Genomic DNA, 25,071 nt, shown 5'->3' with positions numbered 1-25,071 from the left:
GACTCTCCTGTATAGCTTTTCCCTAAAGATATACCCAAAAACCCGGGAGTAGAACAGAACCTCTCCAGATTCATTTCCCCGCTAAGCAGGTAATAAAAGGGAAAATTGAACTTTCGAGGGAGTGAGCAGCTTGAAATCCAAAAAGACCTCTCAGCTGCTGCAGCAGCTGGTTTTTGTCGGACCTTCCGCTTTGTTTTTTCTTGTCATTGTTATCTTCCCATTTTTACTGGGCGTATATTACTCCTTCACCAATTGGAACGGCGTATCCCGGCATGCGGGATGGGTGGGCTTCCGCAATTACATTCATATTTTCAGCGCCGATCCGGCTTTTCTGCATTCCTTTTGGTTTACGGTGAAATTCACCGTGCTCGGAGTCGTGCTGACGAATGTTCTTGGCTTTATGCTGGCATATCTGCTGACACGTCCGCTTTTTACCCGAAACGCGCTGCGCACCGTGTTTTTTGTGCCTCATGTCATCGGCGGGCTGCTGCTCGGTTTTATATGGCAGTTCATATTCGTGAAAGGGTTTGCAGCCATGGGACAGGCTACGGGCTTCTCCTTTTTCAATCTGCCTTGGTTAGGAACGGAGTCGACCGCGTTCTGGGCTATCGTCATTGTATTTGTGTGGCAGAATGCAGGTTATCTCATGGTGATTTACATTTCCTCGCTGAATAATGTTCCGAGAAATTTGACCGAGGCTGCCCAGATCGATGGTGCTTCCAAAGGACAGGTTTTACGTAAAATTACGATACCGATGGTGATGCCGGCGGTAACCGTATGCCTGTTTCTCGCTATCTCCTGGTCCTTCAAGCTGTTTGATCTCAACCTGTCGTTGACCAAAGGCGGCCCGTTTAAGGCGACAGAATCGGTAGCACTGAATATTTACAATGAAGCCTTCAACATCAGCCGCTTTGGCATGGGCTCGGCGAAGGCCATTATATTCTTCATCATCGTTGCGATCATCTCGATTATCCAGGTGCGTACCACCAAGAGCCGGGAGGTGGAGATCTGATGGAGACGACTCGCCGCCGCGGCAAATGGTTTGCCGCTGAGATCATTATGATTTTGTTTGCGCTGGTATTCTTGGTGCCTTTTTATTTTCTGCTCGTCAATTCGGTGAAATCCTTTGGCGACATCCTGACGAATGCTGCCGGATGGCCCAAGAGCTTTTTGTGGGGGAACTATGCCGAAGCGTGGAAACTGACCGTGTTTCCAAAGGTATTCTGGAATTCGCTCGTGGTAGCGGTGGTAAGCAATGTGCTGCTTGCACTCATCAGTTCCATGGCGGCTTACCGTATGGTGCGGCGGAATACGCTGTTTAACCGCCTTTTATTCGGCGCATTTGTATCCGCTATGGTCATTCCGTTCCAGTCCATTATGATTCCCCTCGTTAAAGTGGTAAGCACGCTGGGCCTGATGGATTCACGGACGGGACTCATTATTTGCTATCTCGGATTCGGGGCGCCGCTGTCGGTATTTCTGTTCCATGGATTCGTGAAAACAGTTCCGAAAGAGATTGAAGAAGCGGGCCGGGTGGATGGCTGTTCTACCTACGGCATTTTCTTTAAAATCGTACTTCCTCTCATGCAGCCGATTGCTGTAACGGTGATCATCCTGAATGCGCTGTGGATCTGGAATGACTATCTGATGCCTTACCTGATTTTACAGAACCCTGATTTGCAGACGATCCCGATCGCAACGTATTCGTTTTTCGGCCAGTTTACAAAGCAGTGGGATCTGGCGCTGCCGGCCCTTGTGCTGGGCATTCTGCCGATCGTGATCTTCTTTTTGGCGATGCAGAAATACATCATTGAGGGGATTTCCCAGGGCTCGGTTAAAGGGTAACGGGATCATGGCCAATCCATATCGAAGCTTATAGGCCAATACAATCCAGGAAGCATGCAAAGGAGGACTCATGGCATGAAAAAAGGCAAGCATATACGTACTGGAGCTGCATGGGCCCGCCTGACTACATGGGTGGCGCTGATTACCCTTTTGGCCGGTTGCGGCAGCGGAAACAGCAGCGGGACGAAAACCGTGCATATTTTCCAGTTCAAGGTTGAAATTTCAGATACGCTCAAGGAGATGAAAGCGGAATATGAGAAGACCCATCCCGGCGTCAAGCTGGATATCCAGACCGTCGGCGGCGGCAGTGATTATGGAGCCTCGCTCCGGGCAAAGTTTGCAGCATCGAAGGAGCCTGATATTTTCAACATCGGTGGATATAACGAGCTTGAGATGTGGCAGGAATACTTGGAGGATCTTTCGGGTGAGCCTTGGGTGAAGGATGTTAAAGATATTGCCAAGGACCCGATGACAAAGGATGGCAAGCTGTACGGGCAGCCAATGAATTTGGAAGGGTACGGATTTATATATAACAAGGATTTATTCAAAAAAGCAGGGATCACGGAGCGTCCAGTGACGCTGAGCGGGCTGGAGGAAGCAGCGAAAAAGCTGAAGGCAGCAGGCGTTATTCCGTTTGCAAACGGCTATCAGGAAAACTTTGTTCTGGGCAACCATAATATCAATGTGGCTTTCGCGGATCAGAAGGACCCGGGAGCATTCATTAAGGGATTAACGGATCAAACCGGAAAATTTTCCTCGAACAAGATTGTCTCGGCATGGTCCAATCTGCTGGATCTGACATTGAAATACGGCAATCCCAATCCGCTGACAACCGATTACAATACACAGGTTACGATGTTCGCCAGCGGCAAGGCAGCGATGATGCAGCAGGGCAACTGGACGCAGGTGCAGATTGACGGCATTAACCCGAAGCTGGACCTGGGTATTCTGCCGATGCCGATTAATGATGATCCGGCACTTGGAGACAAGCTATACGTGGGTGTGCCGAACAACTGGGTCGTTAACAAAAATTCACCGGTCAAAAAGGAAGCCAAGGAGTTCCTGAACTGGCTGGTTACCTCAGATACAGGTAAAAATTATATTACCAGCAAGTTCAAGTTTATTCCGGCTTTCAAGAGCATCAAGGGTACTGATAAGGATCTGGGTCAGCTTGGGATGGAGGTGCAGAAATATACCGATGCCGGCAAGACGCTGACATGGAACTGGTTCCGTTTTCCCAATGGGATGTCTCCAGAGTTCGCCGCAGCCATTCAGGCTTATATCGGAGGCAAAGTCACCAAGGAAGGCATGTATGATCAGTTTCAGCAGAACTGGGACAATTTAAGCTTCCGCTGATCATGGCTGTGCCAAAGAAAGTTAATTAACGGGAAGACTGCTCCTTCCGGTATTCATTGGGGGTGCGGCCTTCCTGTTTTTTGAATACCTTGCTGAAATACTTCTCGTCCTGGTATCCGACCATTTCAGCGACCTGGGTAATGCGAAGCTGCGGATTAAGCAGCAGCAGCTTGGCCTTATCGATGCGCACGCCGGCAAGGAAGTCGGAGATATTCACGCCAAACTCCTGCTTGAAGCGGCGGGAAATATATTCACGGCTGAGGAAAAAGCGGGCAGCCATGTCCTGCAGCGAAATATCCTCGGCATAATGGTTCTCCAGATAGCGGGCGATATCATGAATGATGTGATTTTCCCGGGAATGCTGCTGGGTCAGGATCCGGCTGGCCGCCGTCAATCTACCCTCATACTGGGCTTTCCACAGTGGGTAGGAAATTCTCCCCTGCGGATCCATAGGGAGTGACTGCGGAAGCTCGAGCAAGGCGTCCTTGTCGGGCCCGGGGCTTGCCGGATCGGAATCCCGGTCCATCCACTGCTTCAGCATCCAATCCCATTCCGAGTTCCACTGCTCCAGCTCTGCGGGTGTTACTCTGCCCAGCTTATGGACTTGATCCATCCAGTTGTCCACCGCGGCGCTGATTCTCTCCATATTGCCGCTGAGAGCAGCCATACGGAAGCTTTCCTCGTGGGAGGCCAACCGCAGCGGTTTTTGCGGCTGCGAGGCGTTGGTGTGAAGCCAGCCCGAGAACTCGCTCGCATTCCGCTGCCAGAGCGCCTGATGCGCTTGCTGATAGGACCCGGCTGCGCCCAAAGGAAAAGGCTGCCGCGGTCCGGCGCCAATATGAATCTGGCGGTGCAGCGTTAAATCAACGCCGCTGCGTATTTCCTCGAGCGTCACTTGCAGCGGCATCGTCTCATCCCATATCAGCAGCACGATCTCTTCCGGGTTTCCCAGATGGTGAAAGGCGATCCCTTTTTGCCCTGACAGCAGCACTTCATTGCAGATATTGGTGAGCGTAAAATAAAGCAGCTGCCGCATATGCTGGAATTTATCGAGCAGCTCCTGATCCAGCTGCGCAGTACTGATCACAGCACTGCTGCAGCTATCAATCCTCTCCGGCAAACCAAATTCATCACTTAGCTGCCGCGCAAGCTCGTCCTTACTGCCGTGACTGCTGATGAGATCCGTCAGAAGCTTGTCGGCATAATGGGGTTTCATCCGGTTCAGCTCCATGTTTTTGCGGGCACTCAGGGAGTCTTGAAGCGTCTCTAGGCGGATGGCCTCGACAGCCTTGCCAAGCGCGTCGTTCAGCGCATCGGGATCGACCGGCTTAAGAATATAATCAAGACCACCGTTGCGTATAGTGTGGCGCACCAGCTCAAAATCATCATACCCGCTGATCACGATGGTTTTAACCGCAGGGCGGTTGCTTTTTATCCATTCCAGCAGCTTGGTCCCGTCCATGCGCGGCATACGCATGTCGGTCATCACAATTTGGGGGGACTCCTCCATAATCATATCCACGGCGGACTGTCCATCGCTTGCCTCGAGGATCTCGGTGACGCCATGGCCATCCCAATCCGCAAGCAATTTAATGGCTTCTCTTACATGCTTTTCATCATCTGCAATTAATACCTTTGTCATTCGTTATTCTCCTCTGTATGCTTCGCTTCGGTGTGAATTTCTACGGTTATTCGAACGCCTTGCGGCTTTATATTATCTATATGCAGCGCTGATTCATGCTCGGTGTAGAGCTGCAGACGCATGAGTACATTGTGAAGCCCGATTCCGTCTTCATCCGTCCATTCAGCTTGAACTCCGGTTTGCTGACGCTCCAGCTGCCAGGTCAGCTGCTTCAGCTCATCCGGCGGAATGGATTCTCCATTATTTTCGATCACGATCTCCAGAACCCCATGCGGCTTCATCCGGCTGGTGATATCCAGTCTGCCCTGGTTGCCCTGGCTGTCGAGGCCATGCTTAAAGTAATTTTCCACGAGTGGCTGCAGGATCATTTTCGGCATGGGTACACGCAGGGTTTCCGGCTCCAGTTGGATTGAAAACTCCAGCTGGTCGCTGAATCGTTCCTTTTGCAAATCGAGATATAGTCTTACATGCTCGGCTTCTTCCCTGAGGGTTACCAGCGCATCGTTATTATTCATGCTGTAGCGCATGATTTTGGCGAGCGAAGAGAGCAGGGCGTAGATCCGGGGCACATTATTTTGCAATGCCAGTGTTCCGATCGACTGCAGCGTATTATACAGAAAATGCGGATTGATCTGCGCCTGCAGAGCCTTTAGCTGATTGGTCTTGTTGGCTAGCTCCAGGCGGTATTCCCGCAAGATCAGATTATTGATAGTGTCCATCATCTGCCTGAACCGCGCAAACATGATACCTGTTTCATCACGGCTGTTCCAGTCGATATCGACGTCCAGCTGGCCGGATTGAATTCGGTTCATATAGCTGGTCAGACGCTTGATCGGTTCGGTAATGCGCACGGAGATGAACAGCGTACCGAATACGATAATGAGCAGGGCAATGACGGCGATGGCCGCATTGATCTGGGTCAGCTGAGTCGCACGCTCGTACAGCGTTGCGTTAGGAATTCTTTTAATGATGGTCCATTCCGTATAGGGTGTTTGCATCTTTTCGAATACATGCATGGCTCCGCCATTTTCAAAAGAACCGCTGGTCAGGTTCTGATGAATGTGTTCAAGCAAGACCTCATCCGTCAGCTTTTGACCGATCTGCTCGTCTCTGCCTGAATAAATAATGTTGCCATTCTCATCGACGACGAGAAGCTGCTCATTATTCTTATTAAACAGCTGCTCGCAAATTGCAGCAACCGCATCGAGTCTGACATCGATCGCCAGCACCCCGAGTACCTTTTCCGAAGGGATATTGGTAATCGTCCGGTGGAACGTGAACACATCCCGCTCGGAATAAGAGGTTGGAGACGGGGGGAAACCATAATCATGGCTTTTATGGGTCGGCTCAACAGCCGTTGTATATTTTTCATAAGGACGGGTGCTTACATAAGGCTCGCTTCGAAACTCTCTCTTTGGAAAAGTAGCAGGCGTTACCAGCGTGGATTGGCCTGACTGGGTTGCATGCAGATAGATCCGTTCAATCCCGTTAATCGTGCTTTGGATATTTTGCAGCAGGGTAAATACCTCAGCCACGGCCCGGTAGTCATCGGGAATTTTGCGCAGGTTCCGCAAGAAATTCGTGTCTGTATACACTACGAGTGAAGCCTTGTTGATATTGTCCAGGTAGTTGTTCAGATTGGTCTTCCCCTGGAATATCAGATGCTTGTTCTCTTCGAGCGACTGTTCCTTAATCGTTTCCTTGGTATGAATATAGGTAATGCTGATGGAAAGGAGAAGCGGTATGGTCGTAGCCAGAAGCATGAACTGGATCAGCCGCGAGCGAATACTGCGGAATTTCATCGGTTTACCACCTTCGTGCACATAATTTCCTTTTTTCGTCATATCAATATTTTCCCCCTAACGGTTCACGATCCTCCGTGTTTTTCGATCGCTAATTCCCGCATACTGAAGCTACGAACAGTACGAAATTTTCGAAAAGGGGAGATCGGGATGAAACGCAAAAAATCATCCGGGCTGCTCCAGCAGCTGGTATTTGTGGGCCCGTCCACAATCTTTTTTACCATTATCATTGTGATTCCGTTCATTCTGGGGCTATATTATTCCTTTACGAATTGGAACGGTGTATCCGGTCAAGTAACCTGGGTCGGCATCGACAATTTCAAACAAATATTAACCAAAGATCCCGATTTTGGGAAGGCCTTCTGGTTTACGGTAAGATTTACGGTCGTCGGCATTATTTTAACCAATTTACTCGGATTTTTCCTTGCCTATTTATTGACCAAGCCTTTGAAAACGCGGAACGTACTGCGTACGATCTTTTTTATGCCCAACGTCATTGGCGGCCTGCTGCTCGGTTTCATCTGGCAGTTCATTTTCATTAAAGGCTTCTCTGCGGTAGGCGATGCTACCGGCTGGTCCTTCTTTAACCTGCCTTGGCTCGGTGATGCGACCACAGGTTTCTGGGGCATCATTATCGTATTTGTATGGCAAACGGCTGGTTACCTGATGGTTATTTACATTTCATCGATCAACAACATTCCGAAAGATATCATTGAAGCAGCTGAAATCGACGGAGCAAGCAAGATGCAAATCCTGAAATCGGTCATTGTACCGCTTGTCATGCCGGCTGTAACCGTTTGTCTGTTCCTGGCAATCTCCTGGTCCTTTAAAATGTTCGATTTGAACTTGTCCCTGACCAAAGGCGGACCGTTCCGCTCGACGGAGTCGGTGGCGCTGAACATTTACAATGAAGCATTCCAGAACAACCGTTACGGGCTGGGTACTGCAAAAGCAATTATCTTCTTCGTTGTCGTTGCAATCATTACCAGTCTGCAGGTTAAATTAACGAAAAGCAAGGAGGTTGAATCCTGATGGAAGTATCAAAAAAATACCGCCTCGGCACGCTCGCAACTGAGATTATTATGGTGTTGCTGGCGCTGGTCTTCCTGATTCCGTTCTACTTCCTGTTTGTGAATTCCGTCAAAACCTTCAGCGATTTGCTGACCAATTCGGCCAGCTGGCCGAAGAGCTTTGAGTGGCATAACTATGCGAGGGCTTGGGAAATCACGAATTTCCCGAAAGCATTTACGAATTCGCTGATCGTCACGGTCATCAGCAACGCGGTGCTTTCCATGTTCAGTGCGATGGCGGCATACCGCATGGTCCGTCACAACAGCCGCTTTAACCGTTTTCTGTTTGCGATCTTCGTGGCTGCAATGGTTATCCCGTTCCAGTCCATCATGATTCCACTCGTTAAGGTCATGAGCTCACTGAGCCTCATGAACAGCATTCCGGGTTTGATCATCGCCTATCTGGGCTTCGGTGTTCCGCTCAGCGTGTTCCTGTTCCATGGTTTTGTAAAAAGCATTCCGCTAGAGATCGAAGAGGCTGCGCGCGTTGACGGTACCAGCATTTACGGAACGTTCTTCCGCATTGTATTGCCTTTGATGAAACCGATGTTTGTTACCGTTATTATTCTGAACACGCTGTGGATCTGGAATGACTATCTGCTTCCTTCCTTGGTGCTGCAAAGCGCAGATCTCCGGACCATACCGATTGCGACCTTTGCATTCTTCGGGCAGTTTACGAAGCAGTGGGATCTGGCGCTCCCGGCACTGGTTCTGGGCATTCTGCCGGTCATCATCTTCTTCCTGGCGATGCAAAAATATATCGTTGAAGGCATCACACAAGGCGCTGTAAAGGGCTGATGCTTAGAGAAACGGGGGCGATATTGGACAGGTCAATCCCGTCCCCCTGTTTCGTCAATATCGTAAGTGCTCATCTCAGGGACCCGTCCCTATAATGAAAGAGTAAGCGATTACAGAAACGAATAAATCAAGCTTACGACCTTAAAGTTTAATGATGTGAAAGACAAGAATAAAGGGAGGATTCATTCATGAAAAAACGTTCCAAAATTACGCTGGCATCCATGCTCGCGCTTTCTGTTGTACTTGCAGGCTGCGGCTCCAAAACAGACAAAAATACCGAGAGCGCAAGCGGAGATAGCGGTAAAGGCGGCACCAAAACGATTCATATCTTCCAATTTAAAGTTGAGATCGCTGAAGCCCTCAATAAGCTGAAAGGCGATTATGAGGCAAGCCATCCGGGCATCAAGCTCGACATTCAAACGGTTGGCGGCGGTTCCGATTACGGCGCAGCGCTGAAAGCGAAATTCGCTTCCGGTGAAGAGCCTGACATTTTCAACGTTGGCGGTTATACGGATTTGAACACTTGGGTGGATAAGCTCGATGATTTGTCCAACGAAAAATGGGTCAGTGACATGGTTGACGTATCCAAGGATCAAATTACGAAAGACGGCAAAATCTATGGTATGCCAATGAACCTTGAAGGCTATGGTTTTGTATATAACAAGGATTTGTTCAAAAAAGCAGGTATCACGGAAACACCTAAAACGCTCACTGAATTGACAGCTGCGGCTCAAAAGCTGCAGGATGCAGGCATCACTCCATTCGTTAACGGGTATCAAGAAGGCTGGATTCTGGGACAACATACATTAAATGTTCCTTTCGCACATCAGGAAGATCCTAGCGCCTATATCGATGGTTTGAACAAAGGTACCGCTAAATTCGCAGGCAACAAGCAAATGGATGAATTCATGAAGCTGTTTGACCTTACGCTGAAATACAGCAACAAAAACCCACTGACGACCGACTACAACACGGAAATGACGATGTTCGCAAACGGACAAGCGGCAATGACGCAGCAGGGTAACTGGACTCAAGTTCAAATTGACGGCATTACGCCAAACATGAACATTGGGATCCTGCCTATGCCGATCAACGACAATGCAGAGGAAAATGACAAGCTGCTGGTTGGCGTACCAAACAACTGGGTTGTAAACAAGAACTCTAAAGTGAAAGATGATGCGAAGGAATTCTTGAACTGGCTCGTGACTTCTGATCAAGGTAAAAACTACATTACTAAAGAATTCAAGTTTATCCCTGCATTCAAAAGCATTAACGCTACCGAACAGGATCTGGGCGCACTCGGCGCTGAAGTGCTGAAATACAGCAAAGAGAACAAGCTTCTGAGCTGGCAGTTTGCAAGATTCCCTGAAGGCGCGTGGAATGAGTTCGGTTCCAGTATGCAGAGCTACATCGCAGGTAAATCCGACAAGGATCAGCTCATGGCAGATTTCCAAAAAACATGGGATAACCTGAAGAAATAATCGAAGTACCCGAAGCAATAATTTCTATTTAAAAAGAGGCTCTCTTTTAACACTAAAAGGGGCCTCTTTTCATCTTCATCATTCAAGCAGCCGAGTAGTGAACAATAAGAACAAAGCCTGTTTAACCGGAAGATTGGGGGAGCAGGCTTTGTTTTTGTGAACATATTTATGGATTTGCGTATCTTCCTGGCTGAGAAATTAAACACTCTATAGATGAGGATGGGGATCATTCAGGGGAACTTTTATCGCGGATTTTATATAAAAAAGACGATTGCGGTTTTTAAATTGAGTGGTTTTCGTATAAGATGGAAGTATATGTGTTATTACGGAAACGACAGGAGACAACCATGAATCAACCGCTATATGGCGTATGGCTAGGTGATGTGTTTTTTTGTTTTTCAGGAGAAATGTCCGAACCGAAGGTAGATGCGTGGAGCAAGGTTGTGAGATCGCTTGTTATGACGGACGGGGCGAAGCCCTTTGCACAGACTGCGCTTCGTCTTGCCGAGCTGCGTTATCCTTCCCCGACGGCCGGACAGCGTACAGCCCGGCGCGGCGAGCGGCGGCAACTGATGGGCAGGACCCTTGAAGGGCTTGCGTTGACACCTGCGGATGCCTTTTCCATGCTGCTGGCATGGGATGAACCCGCCTGTGTGCGGCTTGGCATCGACCCGGGGGCAGAGATGGGATATTGGTCCAAAGCGGCCAAGTTTGCCTTGGAGCTGATGCTGCGCGGACAGATCGCTCCGGGCACTGCGGCGGTTACAGCGGCAGGCACCCGCCGGCGGGCAGGCGTACTCGCGCTGACGGGCAGCTGGAAGCCGAAGCTGAAGGAGCCGCAGGATATCGAGCGGTTTCTGCAGCTGGCTGCCGCCATGCCTCCGGTTGCGCTTGGTGTGCCTGCACTCCTCGGGAGCGAACCTTTGACGAAGCAGGAAGCGGGAGCGACTGCGCTGCATACATTTCTGAGCGCGATGATTCATTCACGCGTGCAGGAGATTGTGCGTGCGCAGGAAGGCAAGCTGTCGCGCTGCCAGGCGGATTATCGCAGGGGGACATCACCGCTGACAGAGCTGTGGTGGAACAGCCTGCTTACCGTGAGCCGGACCATTGCTGTTCAGGGAACAGCCGAGGAAATAACCGCCATGGGCGAGGAGGTTGCCGCTTTTGGGGGGACTTCGATTCCGGTGAGTCCGGAAGGTGAAGAGCACTCCCGCCAAGGCAGGCTGAAGCTGGGGCTTCGCCTCGCGCCGAGCCATACGGAGGAACAGGAGCGCTGGCGTGTAACCTTTTGGGCGGAGTTTCAAGATGAATTTGGAGCCTTGCTGCCGGTCGCGGCGATCTGGGGATACAGAGAGCGGGATATTCACCGGCGCGGGAAAATATATGAAGATGTACAAGAGCAGCTGCTGAATCTTCTGGGAGAAGCGGCATCGTTATCACCGGAGATTGCAGCCGCGCTGCGTGTACCCGCACCTCAAGGGATGGAGCTAACTTCCGAAGAAATGGTCGCCTTTGTACGGAACTCTGTCCCACGGCTAAATAAAGCCGGGATGACGGTACAGATGCCTTCCAAATGGAGCCGGAAGGGACGCCGCCGGGTCGGTCTGTCCCTGAAAATGCAAACGGATGACAGCAAGCCAGGTCTTCCTGTCATCGGTATGGAACAGCTGGTGTCCTTTCATGTGGAGGCAGCGCTCGACGGGTTGACACTGTCACGTGATGAGCTTGCCGAGCTGGCAGAGGCTGCACTGCCTTATGTTCAGTTTCGCGGGGAATGGATAGAACTGGACCTGAAGGAAATCCGCCAGGTTCTGCGCTATCTGAAGCGGCATGAAGAGGGCGAGATGGATCTATCGGAATGGCTGCATCTGTCAGCGGAAGAAGGAGCAGAACGGCTGTGGAAGGGCATTCCGGTCATGGGGCTGGAAACAGCCGGATACCTCCAGTCTCTGCTGGGCGAGGAGGGGCCTCGCAAAGTTCCGGTACGGCCGGTGCCCGCTTCACTGCATGGTGTGCTTCGTCCATATCAGGAGCGGGGATACCAGTGGCTGTCTGCGATGAGGGATATGGGATTTGGCGTCTGCCTGGCGGATGATATGGGCTTGGGTAAGACGATTCAGGTGATTACCTGCTTGCTGGAGCAGTACAAGAAAGATCAAAACCCTGTTCTGATCGTGTGTCCGACCTCGCTTCTTGGCAACTGGCAACGCGAGCTGCAGCGGTTTGCACCTGATCTGAATCTATATATTCATCACGGCAACCGCCGCCAGCATGGCGAGGATTTTCTGCAAGAGGCAGCCAAACATGATCTTGTGCTGACGACTTACCATCTGGCAGGACGGGATGGGACGGATTTGGCCGCCATGGCGTGGACCTCCATCGTGCTGGATGAAGCACAGTATATAAAAAATCACCGCACTAAGCAGGCTCAAAGCGTGATGAAGCTGTCGTCTCCCCACCGCATTGCAATGACGGGAACGCCAGTGGAGAACCGCCTTGGCGAGCTGTGGTCGATATTTCACTTTTTAAACCCGGGTTATTTGGGCTCTGCAGCTTCATTCCGGCAGCATTATACGGCAAGCGACGCGGGAACCGGAAAGCTGCAGGAGCTTCATAAGCTTGTAGCTCCCTTCATGCTGCGGCGCTTGAAGAGCGATCCGGATATCCGCAAGGATCTGCCGGAGAAGCTTGAGATTAAGTCGTACTGCACGCTGACACCGGTCCAGGGAGCGATGTACCAGTCGGTGGTTGAACAGGTGATGGAGCAGATTGGCAAAGAAACGGGTATCACCCGCAAAGGGCTTGTGCTGTCCTCACTAACCAAGCTGAAGCAAATCTGTGATTCCCCGCAGCTTCTTGGCAGGGAAGAGTCCAAGGGTTCCAAGGCGGAGTCTTCCGGTAAAATGGAGCGTCTCTATGATCTTCTCGATAATATAGATGAAACTGGAGAATCTGCGCTTATCTTCACCCAGTATGTGGCGATGGGACATTTGATTGTATCACGCCTAGAGCAGAGGTATGGTGTCAAGCCGTCCTTTTTGCATGGGGGTGTTTCCAAACAGGAACGGGATCAGATGGTGAATGATTTTCAAAATGGAGAGGGATCACGGTTTTTCGTCCTTTCATTGAAAGCAGGGGGTGTCGGACTCAACCTCACCCGTGCCAACCACGTGCTGCATTATGACCGGTGGTGGAATCCGGCGGTTGAGAACCAGGCCACGGACCGTGTTTTCCGTATCGGCCAAAACAAGAATGTCCAGGTTCATAAGCTGATATGCCAAGGCACGCTTGAGGAGCGTATCGATGAGCTGATTGAACATAAAAAGGCGCTGTCCGAACAGGTCGTCGGCTCTGGCGAAACCTGGCTTACCGAAATGTCTGACCATGAGCTCCGGGAGTTGATTACGCTTCAGGGAGAAGACTGGATGTAAGCTGACAGGCAATAATGACAGCAGACCGGGAGGGTACGTTTGTTAATGAAAAGAGAACCGTTCGAGCTGAGTATTGTACCCGGCTGGATTCACGCTAAAGAGGTACGCAGCCAGAAATCAAACGCAGAATCAGCGGGAACGGATGCATACTGGAAAGTGGAAATTCCCTGCCCGCAGCTTACGGCGGAAGAGCGGACTGGAATCTGCGAGCGGCTTGCCGATCATCCTGATGATTTATATGCCTTGCTGAAGAATCAACAGCCGTCATGGCTGGAGGAGGAAATTCCTGCAGATGATGTGCCTCGGCTGGATCAGGCAAAATGCAGCTGCGGTCAAAATGAGTGTCGTCATATTCAAATGGTCCTGGAGACAGTGGAACATAAACTTCATTCCGAACCCTTGCTGCGGCTTACGCTGCTCGGGCTTGCCCGAGAGCAGCTGCTGAACTTTGTCTTTCAAGAGTGGGCGGAAGAAGTGCCTGCAGTGGCTGAATCTTCGGATGGAGAGGCTCTGAGCAAGCTGGAGGAGAAGGGGAAGTCCGGGCCTTCCTCGGGGGAATGGCTTGCGGAAGCGGCGGAGCAGGGCAAGCTGCATGAGCCGGGATCCACTTATTTGGATGTAAAGGTACACCTGAATGCCATACCAGATGATGAGCTGGAGTTGGATGACTGGACAGAGCTCCTGCCGAACGTCAAAGCTGTGCAGCAAGTGATCCGCCAGATCACATTGGAGGCAGCAGGGAAGGCAAGAGAAAGTCTTGGCAGCATCAAGGACTCTGATGGATAGCGTAAAAGACATGAAGTGGCAGCTTTGGCATGATTTCGACGTTTTTTGCCGCTTTTCCTTGAATCAAGTACAATGTACATATGATGAGGAAAGGTACAGTAAGGAGAATGGGTATGAATAAACAAGCATGGAAAAAGGGATTATGGACATGCCTGCTGATTACCGCGTTGGTTATTCCTACCGCGGTCCTCAGCGGCTGTGAAAAAACAGGCGGTTCAGGCAAGGAGCAAGGACAAGCCCTGCAGGGGGCTGGCAAAGGTGAACAGGAGGGGCAGGTTCCTGCAGATCCGGTTATGGCGAAACGCACGGAGAGCGCTCTTCAGACAACGATTAAGGAAGTGGACGGGAAGGAAGTCGTAACGAATCCGGAGGCCATGACGGTCATCGTGAATAAGCAGCGCAGCCTGCCTGATGGTTACGAGCCTACGGATCTTGTCGAACCGAATGTTCCATTTTCCTTTGACGGACCGCATGAGAAACGCCATTTGCGAAAGGAAGCGGCGGACGCACTTGAGAAGCTGTTTGCCGGAGCCAAGGATGACGGCATCGAGCTGCGCGCAGTATCGGGATACCGCTCCTACAAACGCCAAAGGTCCATTTATGAGAATAATGTAAAAACCAAAGGGGAAGAGTACGCATCCCGTGTGAGTGCTGTTCCTGGAACGAGCGAGCATCAGACCGGCCTGACCATTGACGTTTCCAGTCCTAGTGTGAAGAACGAGCTGGAGGAAAACTTCGGAGACTCTGTAGAAGGACAATGGCTCGCCGCACACGCAGCGGATTACGGCTTTGTCATCCGTTATCCCAAGGGCGAGGAAGATGTGACGGGTTATGTCTACGAACCTTGGCATATCCGCTATATCGGTACCGACCTGGCGCAGGATGTTGCCAAGAGTGGCATGACGCTTGAAGAGTATTTTGATGAAGCGAATATTAAGCTGTAAAGCTTATCTACTATTTAAAAAGGGACGGAACAGGCATGATGCCTGTTCCGTCCCTTTTGCCGTTATAAAGGTTTAATCCTCATGGATTTTCTCCAAATCCTCCACTACATACTCTCCGGCCTGCGCCAGAATTTCCTCTCGCAGACGAAGCATCTGATTATCCAGCTTATCAGCGGCCTCGGCAGCTTCTTTCAGTTCACCGACGACATGGCTCGGGACCTGTTTGTCATATTTATAGTAGATAATATGCTCCATACTGGCCCAGAAATCCATTGCAAGCGTGCGCATCTGGATCTCCACCTTCATCCAGCGCGTACCTTCAAACAAGATCAGCGGCACGGCCACAATGACATGCAGGCTCTGATAGCCGTTGGATTTGGGACTCTCGATATAATCCTTGATTTCGATAATACGGATATCATCCCGGTGCGAAAAATGATCGAGAAGCCGGTATATGTCCTTAACAAAAGCGCAAACGATTCTCATGCCGGCAATATCATGAATATGGGTCAGAATATTGTCCATTGTGAAATCAAAGCCCTTGCGCTGCAGTTTGCTGATGATGCTTTTGGGTTCCTTGATCCGGACCTTGATATGTTCAATCGGACTGTAACCATCCTGAAGTTTCAGCTCCGTCTTGATGAGTTTAATCTTATTTTGGAGCTCCTCCAGGGCGAGTTGATAAAGCATTGGGAGCTTTTTCCACTCATTAAATTGATTCAGCAAATTGTTCTCGATATCAAGCTTCTGCAAATCCTTTAACGTGACAGAACCTGTAACAAGCGGATGATTCGATTCTTCTTTCAATGGTTGTTCTCCTATATCTGCTTTATTTTGGTGTGATAGCGGATGAACGGAAAAATTCCCGATTCTGGTTTTATTGTACCTGAAAACCGGGAACTTAGGCAAAACTTCACATAGGCAAAGATGGACAGCGTACCAAAAACCCCTGCCACAGGAGCTCCGGACGGAGCCATCTTCGTAACAGAGGTTTATGATGCATTGCTGCAGCTCGGGGTTACTTGTTCAAAGGGGAATCATCGTAACCGTCATCATGGTAATCCGTTTGATGCAGCTTGGGAAGAATGTTCAATTCATCGATCATGCGTCTGGTCTCGTCGTCGCCAATATCATGCAGATATGCGTACACGCCGATCAGCTTATCATCGAATTGCTCTGTGGCATCATCATGGTCGGCAGATTTAAAGGGGACAAAAGCTCTTTTAAAAGTATATTCATCATCTTTAATCAGCTCGTCCATCTGATCGCGGAGCCGGGTAACCTGCTCGTCAGTCATCATCACTTCAAATTCGGTGGAATCGTTTGGGACGACCTGAATCAGGTTATGGGTTACAGAAATATAATAGCGCTGCTTATCGTTTTCCATAAGAAAAGATTCCCTCCCTCACTTATGCCAATTTATCACTCATCCTGAATAGCAGAAACCTTAGGGAGTGATGTTGATGGCATAAATGGTTTTACTTTTTCTTACACGAAGCCGCCTTTTTTGAATCATCGGCAGGTCGTGTTGAAGGGGAGGTAATGTCTTTTGATTTCTTTATTCCATAAGCCTCGAGCAGAAAACGGGAAGGAGCGGCGGGTTTGCCGTGATAGTAAGCGGGTGAGCTGATATACAGCCTTTCTTTAGCCCGGGTTACAGCGACATAAGCCAGTCTCCGTTCTTCTTCAAGCGCTGCCTCGCTGACATTCTGTTCCGTCGTTCCGGGAGCAGCCGTCGCCTTCATCTCTTCCGGTGGCTTTTCCTTCAGGGCGGTGCTATGCGGAAGGATGCCTTCGCTGGCTCCAATCCAATATACATAAGGGAACTCGAGCCCTTTGGCGCGATGTATCGTCATAAGCTGGACGGCATTTCCGTCATTCTTATCTCTGAGGGATTCCATTTGTGCATGACGCAGGGATAATTCATCCGCATAGGCAACGAATTGTTCTACCGAATCAAAACGTGCTGCAGCGCTCTCAAGCTCCTCCAGCGAATCAAGGACCATCTCCTTGTACTGGGTATAGACGAGCGGATCGCCTGCCTGGATATATTTATCGTAGAACAGGCGGCGCATTTCCTGAATGGCATAAACCGGCTTCATGGTTTGAAGCGACTTGATCAGCTTGATTCTTTCCTTCACGGCGGTCTGCTGGAACGGTTTCAGTCTGTCCCAGCGTGTAAGATGAATCAGCGGATATTTCTTCCGGATCTGTTTTTCTTGGGCCGAGATATATGCGAGTCCTTCTTCTCTGGGTACATACAGCGGTCCAAGCGTGCCGGGGAGTGCCTCCATCCGGCGGGGGTTCAAGCTCAGCCGAAGATGATCCATCAGCGGCTTGATCAATGACTGGTCATAGAAAACAGTGGTACCGCCGTATTGCACGAATGGAATCTCACGCAGCAGCAGCTGCTCCAGGACGGCGCGGCTGCTGCCCGCCGTGCGGTGCAGAATTGCGATATCCTTATAGGCGGCATTCTGCGTTTGAACCTGCTCTGTAATGTGGGTGACCACCCAGGAGGCTTCTTCTTCGGGATGTGCAGGAAGCGTATAATACGGCATTTTTCCTGCAGGTCCGGCCGCCTTCAGCACCTTATCGCGCCGATAGCGATTATGCCGTACAATAGCGCTTCCCAGGCCAAGGATCCGGCTATCGCTGCGATAGTTAATATCAAGCGTGACGATTTTGCTCTCTGGATAGAGCTTGTCAAATTCCAGAATTGATTCCTGGCGAGCCCCGTTAAACGTGTATATGGTCTGATCATCATCGCCGACGACCGAGAGATTCCGGTGGGCTGCCGCTAGATATTGCACCAGTTCATACTGAACGGTATTGGTATCCTGAAACTCGTCAACCATCAGCCAGGTATAACGATTTTGGAGCCGTTTGAGGAACAAACGGTCATCCATAAGCCGCCGCAGCTGCAGCAGAATATCGTCAAAATCCCATAAATGGCGTTCCTGCTTCCAGGACTCGTAGGCTTCAATAATCCGTTTGACGGAAGCTTCCTCGTTTGTCTTATCAGGCAGCTCATCCACACTTCGCCCCTGCATTTTCCAAGCTGATAATGCAGCCAGAAGTGTTTCGGGCTGGTAGGTTTGCGATGGATCCAGCCTGCGCAGAACCATTTTCATGATCGTATGCTGTGCGTTGAACTCTCCCATAATCTGTTCTTTGCAGCCGCTTCTGCGGAGCAGCATGAGTGCAAATGAATGAAAGGTCCGGGCTTCCACGGAGCGGGCTGCTGCAGGATTGACACCGGGCATCCGGGCAATCCGTTCCTTGATTTCATGAGCTGCCTTGCTTGTAAAGGTGACCAGCAAAATACTGGATGCCGGTACGCCGCGAACGGCGATCAGATATGCGGTGCGTGCCGCAAGAACGGTTGTTTTGCCGCAGCCGGCACCCGCAAGAATCAGCATGGGGCCTTCGCCGTGGCGGACTGCCTTAATCTGCGGAGCATTGAGCAGTATGCCGTGACGCTCCAACTCCCGGAAGAAGAAAGCATCCGGCGCCTGTTCTTTAACTAGGTCGCGGCTGGTGAGGCCTGGGGCGTCGCTCGCCTTCGGAGGCTTGGCGGAAGCCGGCACATGGGCGGGTACGCTTGTGAGCGTCAGCTGTGTATTCACAATGGCTGCACCCTCCTTATATAAGTCTAAAATGATGTAAGGGATTGCTTTTTTCACAAGTGCCCTATAAATTTGGTATGATATAAACACCCAAACGCATGCAGTCCATTATACCCCGAGAAGGCAGCAAACGAGAAGGCTGAAGCGGAAGCCATGGGTAGATTTCACAGTGAAGGCGTGACATGGTATCTTTGTAACATGAGGATTTGATTTACTAAAACAATATTAAAAACAAACAATACGAATCAGTTTAGGTAGAAATTGATTCTTACATGGGATGATTTTGGGAAATTGGAGGAGAAAATCAATGAATATTTTACAACGAATCAAAGACGGGGCGAACCGCGCAACGGAAAAGGCACAGGGTGCCGTTGAAGTCGGCAAGCTGAATGGGCAGATCGCTGAGGTTGAGAAGGAAATGGAGCTTCATTATGTGGAGATGGGCAGGGCGTTTTATGAAGGATACAGAGCTGAGGATCTGACCCTTGCCGAGCGAGAGATGATCAAGCATTCCAAAGCCTGCGACAGTCTCCAGAAAGAGATCGACGAGATCCGCGGCCGGATCGCCGAGCTGAAAAATGAGAAACTGTGCAGTTGTGGACGCACGGTAGAGCTGGACGCTAATTTCTGTCCTGCCTGCGGCAGAAATTTGAACGAAGAGCAGACAACGAAGAAACGCAGCGAATCTCGTGCAGCTTCTTCGGCAGCTACATTCCAAACCGATGATTATGCGGAGACTAAAATTTATAAAGAACCTGCTCCTCAGGAAGAGGATTACGAAGATTATCAAGAGGATCGTTCGTATGACAGAGAAGAAGCCGGCGCTTCCGCGGAACGCAATTATGAATATGATTACTCAGCAGAACCGAATTGGGAAGAGCCGGAGGAAGAGGAAGCTTACTCCGATGAACGCGAACGCAGGCAGTCCGAGGAGCTGGAGCGTGAACGTGAACGCCAGCTGGAGCTGGACCGCCGTATTCGCTACTGGAAGGAAAACAACGATGGCTCTCCTGAGAAGCCTCCAGTGGAGTCGCAGCGTGATTTGGTGAAATGTCAGATATGCCGGGCAGACCTGCCTAAAGGCTCGAAGTGGTGCCCGCGCTGCGGAGCGGAACAAATCTAAAGAATAGAAATCATAAAGCAAATGAAGTAACCATGTATTCTGCACTTATGCATACGAGGATTGATTGTATACAATCCTGATACAAAAGGAAGACAAGGGTTTCGGCAGCTTGGGAGGACAAAATGATGGAACAATTGCTACAGCATCTGCGGAACTTAAGTTTCACCGAGATGGAAGCGAAGATAATGGTGGAACTGGCCGGTAAGGGCCCATCCTCCGGCTATGAAGTGGCGAAAGGGCTGGGCGTTTCACGGTCAAATGTGTACGCTGCCCTGCAGCGCTTATCGCAGCATGGATTTTTACGGCGCAGTGCCGGGGAGCCCGTACGTTACAGCATGCTGAAGCCTGAGGAATTGACACAGATGATATCGGGACAGGTGAAAGAGTCGCTGTCCTTTATTGAAATGAGAATGCCGCGGGTGGAACCGGATCAGCAGCCTTTCTACAGCGTTGAGGGTGACCGCAACGTCATGGAGACACTGACGCGTGAGCTGGAGCGGGCTGAGCATGAAATTGTGGTTGATGTATGGCGCGAGGAAGCCTCGCTCGTAAGACATGGTTTGGAGGAAGCCGAGCAGCGCGGGGTTAAGCTGCTTTGGTCATGCCTGGGTGCCGATGAATCGGTTAGTAGACTGCTGCCTTGGCCTTCACTCGGACAGGAGGAGAGAGGGGCAGGACCGGGACGGAGATTTTCCTTTGTTATTGACCGCCGCTGGTGCATGCTTGGCATGCGGGGCGAGGACTGTACAACGCAGGGTCTTGTCACCGAGCATCCGGTGATGGTGGAGCTCTTGCTTCATCATTTTACTCAGGAAATGGTGCTGTTCGAGCTCGAACAGGATATCGGAGAAGAACTGACTGAGCGATACGGTCCGCGCTATGAAAGGATTTACCGGAAATATGTTGGACCCGACAGCGCTCAGGCGGAGGAACAGAAGGAGCTTACACAACAAAAGGACGCTTAGGCGCCCTTTTGCTATAAATATACTTGAATTGTCCGTTAACTCTAAAGTTTCTTCAGTTTTTTGAACACATTGAGATAATCATCACTTTTATGAGGCACAAATTGCTGTAAACTTAAAGTGGTATCAAAAATTTGCGGCTCATCATTGCTTTCCTGGCCGGAATGGATACCCGAAGCAGAAATCGTGGATTGGGTACCCTCGAATAACGCGATCACGTCGTTCAGACCTGTTTCATACAATCCGGCAACTTCCTCCTGCTGAAGTCGGTAATCCGTGAGCGGGAGATTCAGAAGGTAACCGAAGACGAAGCATTTTTCACGGTCGATAAAGGCTTTGCCGCCCGCTGTACCGGTTGCGTAATAGTCAATTGTGCCGAAGGATGTCAGCTGATCCATACGGACGGGGATCCCAAGCTCTTCTTCCACCTCGCGGACCGCATCCTCGACGGTTTCTCCGGCGGAAAGATGGCCAGCAGCCGTAATATCATAGAGACCGGGGAAGGTGTCCTTGCTGTCCTGACGTTTTTGAAACAGAATTTTACGTCCTTCCGGCGTGTCCCTTGCGATCCAGCAATGGAAGGAATGATGGAGATAGCCTTTGGCATGCACCTCATCCCGTGGGACGGTACCTATTTTTTGATCATGTTCATCATATATATCAAATAATTCCTGGCTCATAGCTGCCAAAACACCTCCGGGCAAGTCAAATTATGACTATTATCTCTCAGGCCCGGTTCGATGGCAAGCTCGTGCAGGTCAAGGTTTGCAAGACTATACACCAACAACCATAAGGAAAGAGAGAGGATCAACATGGAATGCATCGTTCGTTTTGAAGTAAAATACAGGCAAGAGATCAAGCGGTTACGTGGATTGCTTTTTATTGAAAAGGGGAAAAAGCCAGATACCCAGCAGCTCATTGAGATGTTTAAGGATATGAATTATCATGTGGCGCTGACCGATCCGGATAAACTATTGTTTACACCTGCAGCAGCGGGAGCTGAGTTCGAATATATCCGTGTAACGGAACTGGACACCGGGGAAGCCAAATACACGGAAGACCGTGATTTGAAGAAGGTCATTGGCAGTCTGATGCCGCAAAGACCGCCAGGCCTGTAACCGCGGGTTGCCCCGCGGAATTTTGCCTGACATGCTAGGAAAGCTCAGCCATGCTCCGGTGCTGTTTCCAGCACGGATGTACAGTGTGCACAGCGTGTGGCTGCCGCGGGAATTTCAGACATACAGTATGGGCATTCCTTGGTCGTTTTTTCAGGTTCGGGTTTCTCATGTTCCTTGTTTTTCATCCAATTAATGCCCTTAACCAATAGAAAAATACAAAATGCCACAATCAGAAAATCGAGAACAACGTTGATAAACTGCCCGATTGCAATCACCGGTGCACTAATTTTCTGGGCCTCAGCAAGCGTATGAACATGATCGCCCGGTTTAAGCGGAATGATCAATTCCTTGAAATTGACGCCTCCCAGCAGCAGCCCAATCGGCGGCATAATTATATCGTTAACGATGGACGTAACGATTTTGCCGAAAGCTCCCCCGATAATGACACCGACCGCCAGGTCAATGACGTTGCCGCGAACGGCAAACTCCTTGAATTCATGAATAAAGCCTCTCAATAGATTTCCCTCCTGGAACCTTTCTATGATTCTTTTCTATGATTCTATGAATAGTATGGGACAATTTCATTAAAGTGAATCAATAGTGAATCCATTTCATAATACCATGAGCTGCTTATGAAATGGATTCAATTATAAACGAGATTAGAGCTGAAATCAGTATTTTCCTTTGCATCAGAAGTTTTTATTGGCTGTCTCCATCAAATACCTCTTTCTTTTTATCCCGGTTATGCTGTATACTTCATGCATTGTCTTTACGTTTGAAAAAAATTCATATAGCTTCTCGTATATGTGCAGGAATTGGCCTGCATGTCTCTACCCGATCACCGGAAATGGTCGGACTACGGGAATAACGAATGGTCGGGCTTCTGTCCCGACGTCTTTGAGTTGTTTCCGTGAGTCCGCTCTTTATCCGAAGCACTGCCTGCAAGGCTAGTGCCGGGAAGAGACGGGCTTTTTTCGTGTTTTCGGAAGATACGAAGCAAGGAGATTCTAAGGAGGAAATGTAATGCAGCTGCTAAAACAAAAGGTATTAAATGAAGGAATTGTACTCAGCAATCAGGTACTCAAGGTCGATTCATTCCTGAACCATCAGATGGATCCTGTGCTGATGAAGGAAGTGGGAAAGGAATTCAAGCGTCTTTTCGCAGATCAGTCCATTGACCGCGTACTTACGATAGAATCCTCAGGCATTGCTCCGGGAATCATGACTGCCTTAGAGCTCGAGGTGCCGCTAATTTTTGCTCGCAAGCAGAAATCACTGACACTGCGAGAAGATATTTTTGTAGAGAAGGTATACTCATTTACCAAACAGGAATCGAACGAAATTACGGTTTCCCGCAAGTTTATTCAACCAGGGGAACGTGTTCTTATCATTGATGATTTTCTGGCGAACGGCGAGGCTGCCTTCGGACTTGCCCGCATTGTAGAGCAGGCCGGAGCGGGAGTGGCTGGAATCGGCATCGTGATTGAAAAAGCGTTTCAGCCTGGAGGCCGTTTGCTGAAGGAAGCAGGATACCGCGTAGAGTCGCTGGTCCGCATCGCCGCCCTCGACAACGAAACCGTCACTTTTGCAGAGTAAATATGAATTCGGGACAGCAGTAGTTATAGAGATGATGTGAAAACCAACTTTCTGGGAGGTATGAATTCCGTATGGAACGGACCAATCAAGGGCAGCGCAAAGCTTTTATGAAAAACAGAAATCCCTTCAAAACCTTCTCGCTTGGCATTCAGCATGTCCTGGCCATGTACGCAGGTGCGGTCATCGTGCCGCTTATCGTCGGGGGAGCGCTTGATTTCTCATCCGAGCAGCTGACATATCTCATCGCAATTGACTTGATGGCCTGCGGCCTGGCTACCCTGCTCCAGGTGTGGGGCAACCGCTTCTTCGGCATCGGGCTGCCGGTTATGCTCGGATGTGCGTTCCAGGCTGTATCGCCGATGATTGCCATCGGTATGAAAGACGGCGTGTCCGCTATTTATGGAGCCATTATCGCTTCGGGGTTATTCGTTGTTTTGTTCTCGGGACTGTTCGGTAAATTAATTGCCTTATTCCCGCCCGTCGTTACCGGATCGGTTGTGACGGTCATCGGGGTAACGCTGATTCCAGTAGCGCTCAATGATCTTGGCGGCGGAGACAAAGCGAAGGCGATAGGCGAATTCGGAAGCCTGCTGAATCTCGGACTTGGCTTTGGGGTGCTGGTATTCATTATCCTGATGAACCGTTTTGCTAAAGGATTTATTCGCTCCATCTCCGTTTTGATCGGGCTGATTATCGGAACGTTGGTTGCGGCTGCAGCCGGGCATGTGGACATGACGCCTCTGAAGGAGGCCAGCTGGTTCCATGCGGTCAGACCTTTTTATTTCGGAGCGCCTACATTCCATGTATCCTCCATACTGACCATGATTTTGGTGGCGATTGTCAGCATTGCGGAATCAACGGGGGTATTCATGGCGCTTGGAAAAATCGTCGACAAGGATGTCTCCTCCAAGGACCTTGCTAAGGGATACCGTGCCGAAGGCCTGGCGATCGTACTCGGCGGGTTGTTTAACTCTTTCCCGTATACCACCTACTCGCAAAATGTGGGTCTGGTTCAAATGAGCCGCGTGAAAACGAGAGATGTTATTTTCGTGGCAGGGGGGATCCTGATCGTGATCGGCTTTGTTCCGAAAATCGCTGCCCTGACCCAGCTTGTTCCGACCTCAGTACTCGGGGGCGCGATGGTTGCCCTGTTCGGTATGGTTGTATCGTCCGGCATCCGGATGCTTGGAGGACAAGTGGATCTTAACAAGTTTGAGAATCTGTTTATTATTGCCTGCTCCGTAGGGATGGGGCTTGGCGTCAGCGTAAGTCCGGATCTGTTCAAGGCACTTCCGGATTGGGCCCGCATTCTTGTGGACAACGGCATCGTAGCCGGCAGTGTCACAGCCATCATGCTTAACCTGCTGTTCAACGGGCTCAAGGGGGGAAGGCTCCCGAATACGGAAGATACTTCAATAAAAGAAGGACAAGCCGCTTAAGCGTGCTTGCCCTTTTTTTTATTTATAGTATCGAAATTAGGATTAT

Annotated in this window: 21 protein-coding genes and 1 riboswitch; of the genes, 14 read left to right on the top strand and 7 right to left on the bottom strand. The window is 50.1% G+C overall.

Going from position 1 to position 25,071, the window contains the following annotated elements; all coding sequences use genetic code 11:
- The first annotated feature begins 130 nt into the window (after positions 1–130).
- From KJS65_RS16450 to KJS65_RS16440, 3 genes are all read left to right on the top strand, one after another.
- Entirely contained in the window at positions 131–1,012 is an 882-nt protein-coding gene (locus KJS65_RS16450; protein WP_213650986.1) for a carbohydrate ABC transporter permease, read from the top strand.
- Positions 1,012–1,845 (top strand): carbohydrate ABC transporter permease, encoded by an 834-nt coding sequence (locus KJS65_RS16445; RefSeq protein WP_213650985.1) that lies wholly within the window; start codon positions 1,012–1,014, stop codon positions 1,843–1,845. The genes KJS65_RS16450 and KJS65_RS16445 overlap by 1 nt, the downstream gene beginning before the upstream one ends.
- Positions 1,846–1,920: 75 nt before the next feature.
- A complete protein-coding gene (locus tag KJS65_RS16440) occupies positions 1,921–3,201 on the top strand; it encodes an ABC transporter substrate-binding protein (RefSeq protein WP_213650984.1) in 1,281 nt (426 codons plus the stop codon).
- 25 nt (positions 3,202–3,226) lie between these two features.
- On the opposite strand, the gene KJS65_RS16435 is transcribed toward KJS65_RS16440, so the two are convergent.
- The gene (locus tag KJS65_RS16435) at positions 3,227–4,843 is read right to left on the bottom strand and encodes a response regulator transcription factor (RefSeq protein WP_213650983.1); all 1,617 of its coding nucleotides are present in this window, start codon (positions 4,841–4,843) and stop codon (positions 3,227–3,229) included.
- Positions 4,840–6,645 (bottom strand): cache domain-containing sensor histidine kinase, encoded by a 1,806-nt coding sequence (locus tag KJS65_RS16430; protein WP_213651359.1) that lies wholly within the window; start codon positions 6,643–6,645, stop codon positions 4,840–4,842. The genes KJS65_RS16435 and KJS65_RS16430 overlap by 4 nt, the downstream gene beginning before the upstream one ends.
- A gap of 150 nt (positions 6,646–6,795) precedes the next feature.
- On the opposite strand from KJS65_RS16430, the gene KJS65_RS16425 reads away from it, so the two are divergent.
- The 6 genes from KJS65_RS16425 (at position 6,796) to KJS65_RS16400 (ending at position 15,158) form a co-directional block, all read left to right on the top strand.
- The gene (locus tag KJS65_RS16425) at positions 6,796–7,677 is read left to right on the top strand and encodes a carbohydrate ABC transporter permease (protein WP_136608043.1); all 882 of its coding nucleotides are present in this window, start codon (positions 6,796–6,798) and stop codon (positions 7,675–7,677) included.
- A complete protein-coding gene (locus tag KJS65_RS16420) occupies positions 7,677–8,513 on the top strand; it encodes a carbohydrate ABC transporter permease (protein WP_213650982.1) in 837 nt (278 codons plus the stop codon). Before KJS65_RS16425 ends, KJS65_RS16420 begins: the two co-directional genes overlap by 1 nt.
- A gap of 188 nt (positions 8,514–8,701) precedes the next feature.
- Positions 8,702–9,994, top strand: a complete 1,293-nt coding sequence (locus tag KJS65_RS16415) for an ABC transporter substrate-binding protein (RefSeq protein ID WP_213650981.1) — start codon at positions 8,702–8,704, stop codon at positions 9,992–9,994.
- Positions 9,995–10,341: 347 nt separating this feature from the next.
- A complete protein-coding gene (locus KJS65_RS16410; protein ID WP_213650980.1) occupies positions 10,342–13,428 on the top strand; it encodes a DEAD/DEAH box helicase in 3,087 nt (1,028 codons plus the stop codon).
- A gap of 45 nt (positions 13,429–13,473) precedes the next feature.
- A complete protein-coding gene (locus tag KJS65_RS16405) occupies positions 13,474–14,214 on the top strand; it encodes a hypothetical protein (RefSeq protein ID WP_213650979.1) in 741 nt (246 codons plus the stop codon).
- A 113-nt stretch (positions 14,215–14,327) separates the two neighbouring features.
- Positions 14,328–15,158, top strand: coding sequence for a M15 family metallopeptidase (locus KJS65_RS16400; protein ID WP_213650978.1), 831 nt, complete (start codon positions 14,328–14,330; stop codon positions 15,156–15,158).
- A gap of 72 nt (positions 15,159–15,230) precedes the next feature.
- On the opposite strand, the gene KJS65_RS16395 is transcribed toward KJS65_RS16400, so the two are convergent.
- From KJS65_RS16395 to KJS65_RS16385, 3 genes are all read right to left on the bottom strand, one after another.
- Complete coding sequence (locus KJS65_RS16395; RefSeq protein ID WP_213651358.1) at positions 15,231–15,848, bottom strand: GTP pyrophosphokinase; 618 nt, start codon at positions 15,846–15,848, stop codon at positions 15,231–15,233.
- 328 nt (positions 15,849–16,176) lie between these two features.
- On the bottom strand, positions 16,177–16,545 hold the full coding sequence (locus KJS65_RS16390; protein ID WP_213650977.1) for a hypothetical protein: 369 nt from the start codon (positions 16,543–16,545) through the stop codon (positions 16,177–16,179).
- Positions 16,546–16,636: 91 nt separating this feature from the next.
- A complete protein-coding gene (locus tag KJS65_RS16385) occupies positions 16,637–18,787 on the bottom strand; it encodes an ATP-dependent helicase (protein WP_213650976.1) in 2,151 nt (716 codons plus the stop codon).
- Positions 18,788–19,094: 307 nt separating this feature from the next.
- Between KJS65_RS16385 and KJS65_RS16380 the strand changes: the two genes are divergently transcribed.
- Entirely contained in the window at positions 19,095–19,910 is an 816-nt protein-coding gene (locus KJS65_RS16380; RefSeq protein WP_213650975.1) for a zinc ribbon domain-containing protein, read from the top strand.
- Positions 19,911–20,035: 125 nt separating this feature from the next.
- Positions 20,036–20,875, top strand: a complete 840-nt coding sequence (locus KJS65_RS16375) for a TrmB family transcriptional regulator (RefSeq protein ID WP_213651357.1) — start codon at positions 20,036–20,038, stop codon at positions 20,873–20,875.
- A gap of 41 nt (positions 20,876–20,916) precedes the next feature.
- Here the strand turns inward: KJS65_RS16375 and KJS65_RS16370 are convergent, their stop codons facing one another.
- Positions 20,917–21,552: an NUDIX hydrolase gene (locus KJS65_RS16370; protein WP_213650974.1), complete on the bottom strand. Its 636-nt coding sequence runs from the start codon at positions 21,550–21,552 to the stop codon at positions 20,917–20,919.
- A 132-nt stretch (positions 21,553–21,684) separates the two neighbouring features.
- Here KJS65_RS16370 and KJS65_RS16365 point away from each other — a divergent pair, with 132 nt between their 5' ends.
- Positions 21,685–21,990 carry a hypothetical protein gene (locus tag KJS65_RS16365; protein ID WP_136608055.1) on the top strand — a complete coding sequence of 102 codons (306 nt, stop codon included), beginning with the start codon at positions 21,685–21,687 and terminating at the stop codon, positions 21,988–21,990.
- Positions 21,991–22,034: 44 nt separating this feature from the next.
- On the opposite strand, the gene mscL is transcribed toward KJS65_RS16365, so the two are convergent.
- A complete protein-coding gene (mscL, locus tag KJS65_RS16360; RefSeq protein WP_213650973.1) occupies positions 22,035–22,505 on the bottom strand; it encodes a large-conductance mechanosensitive channel protein MscL in 471 nt (156 codons plus the stop codon).
- Between the two features lie 263 nt (positions 22,506–22,768).
- A riboswitch (purine riboswitch) is annotated at positions 22,769–22,869 on the top strand.
- Between the two features lie 144 nt (positions 22,870–23,013).
- Here mscL and KJS65_RS16355 point away from each other — a divergent pair.
- Both KJS65_RS16355 and KJS65_RS16350 read left to right on the top strand, forming a co-directional pair.
- Positions 23,014–23,586 (top strand): xanthine phosphoribosyltransferase, encoded by a 573-nt coding sequence (locus KJS65_RS16355; RefSeq protein WP_213650972.1) that lies wholly within the window; start codon positions 23,014–23,016, stop codon positions 23,584–23,586.
- 71 nt (positions 23,587–23,657) lie between these two features.
- Positions 23,658–25,025 carry a nucleobase:cation symporter-2 family protein gene (locus KJS65_RS16350; protein ID WP_280531331.1) on the top strand — a complete coding sequence of 456 codons (1,368 nt, stop codon included), beginning with the start codon at positions 23,658–23,660 and terminating at the stop codon, positions 25,023–25,025.
- Positions 25,026–25,071 lie beyond the last annotated feature (46 nt).

Source organism: Paenibacillus sp. J23TS9 (assembly GCF_018403225.1).
Taxonomy (GTDB): domain Bacteria; phylum Bacillota; class Bacilli; order Paenibacillales; family Paenibacillaceae; genus Paenibacillus_AQ.
The sequence above is the reverse complement of the archived record's forward strand: the minus strand, read 5'-3'. Positions and strand labels throughout refer to the sequence as shown.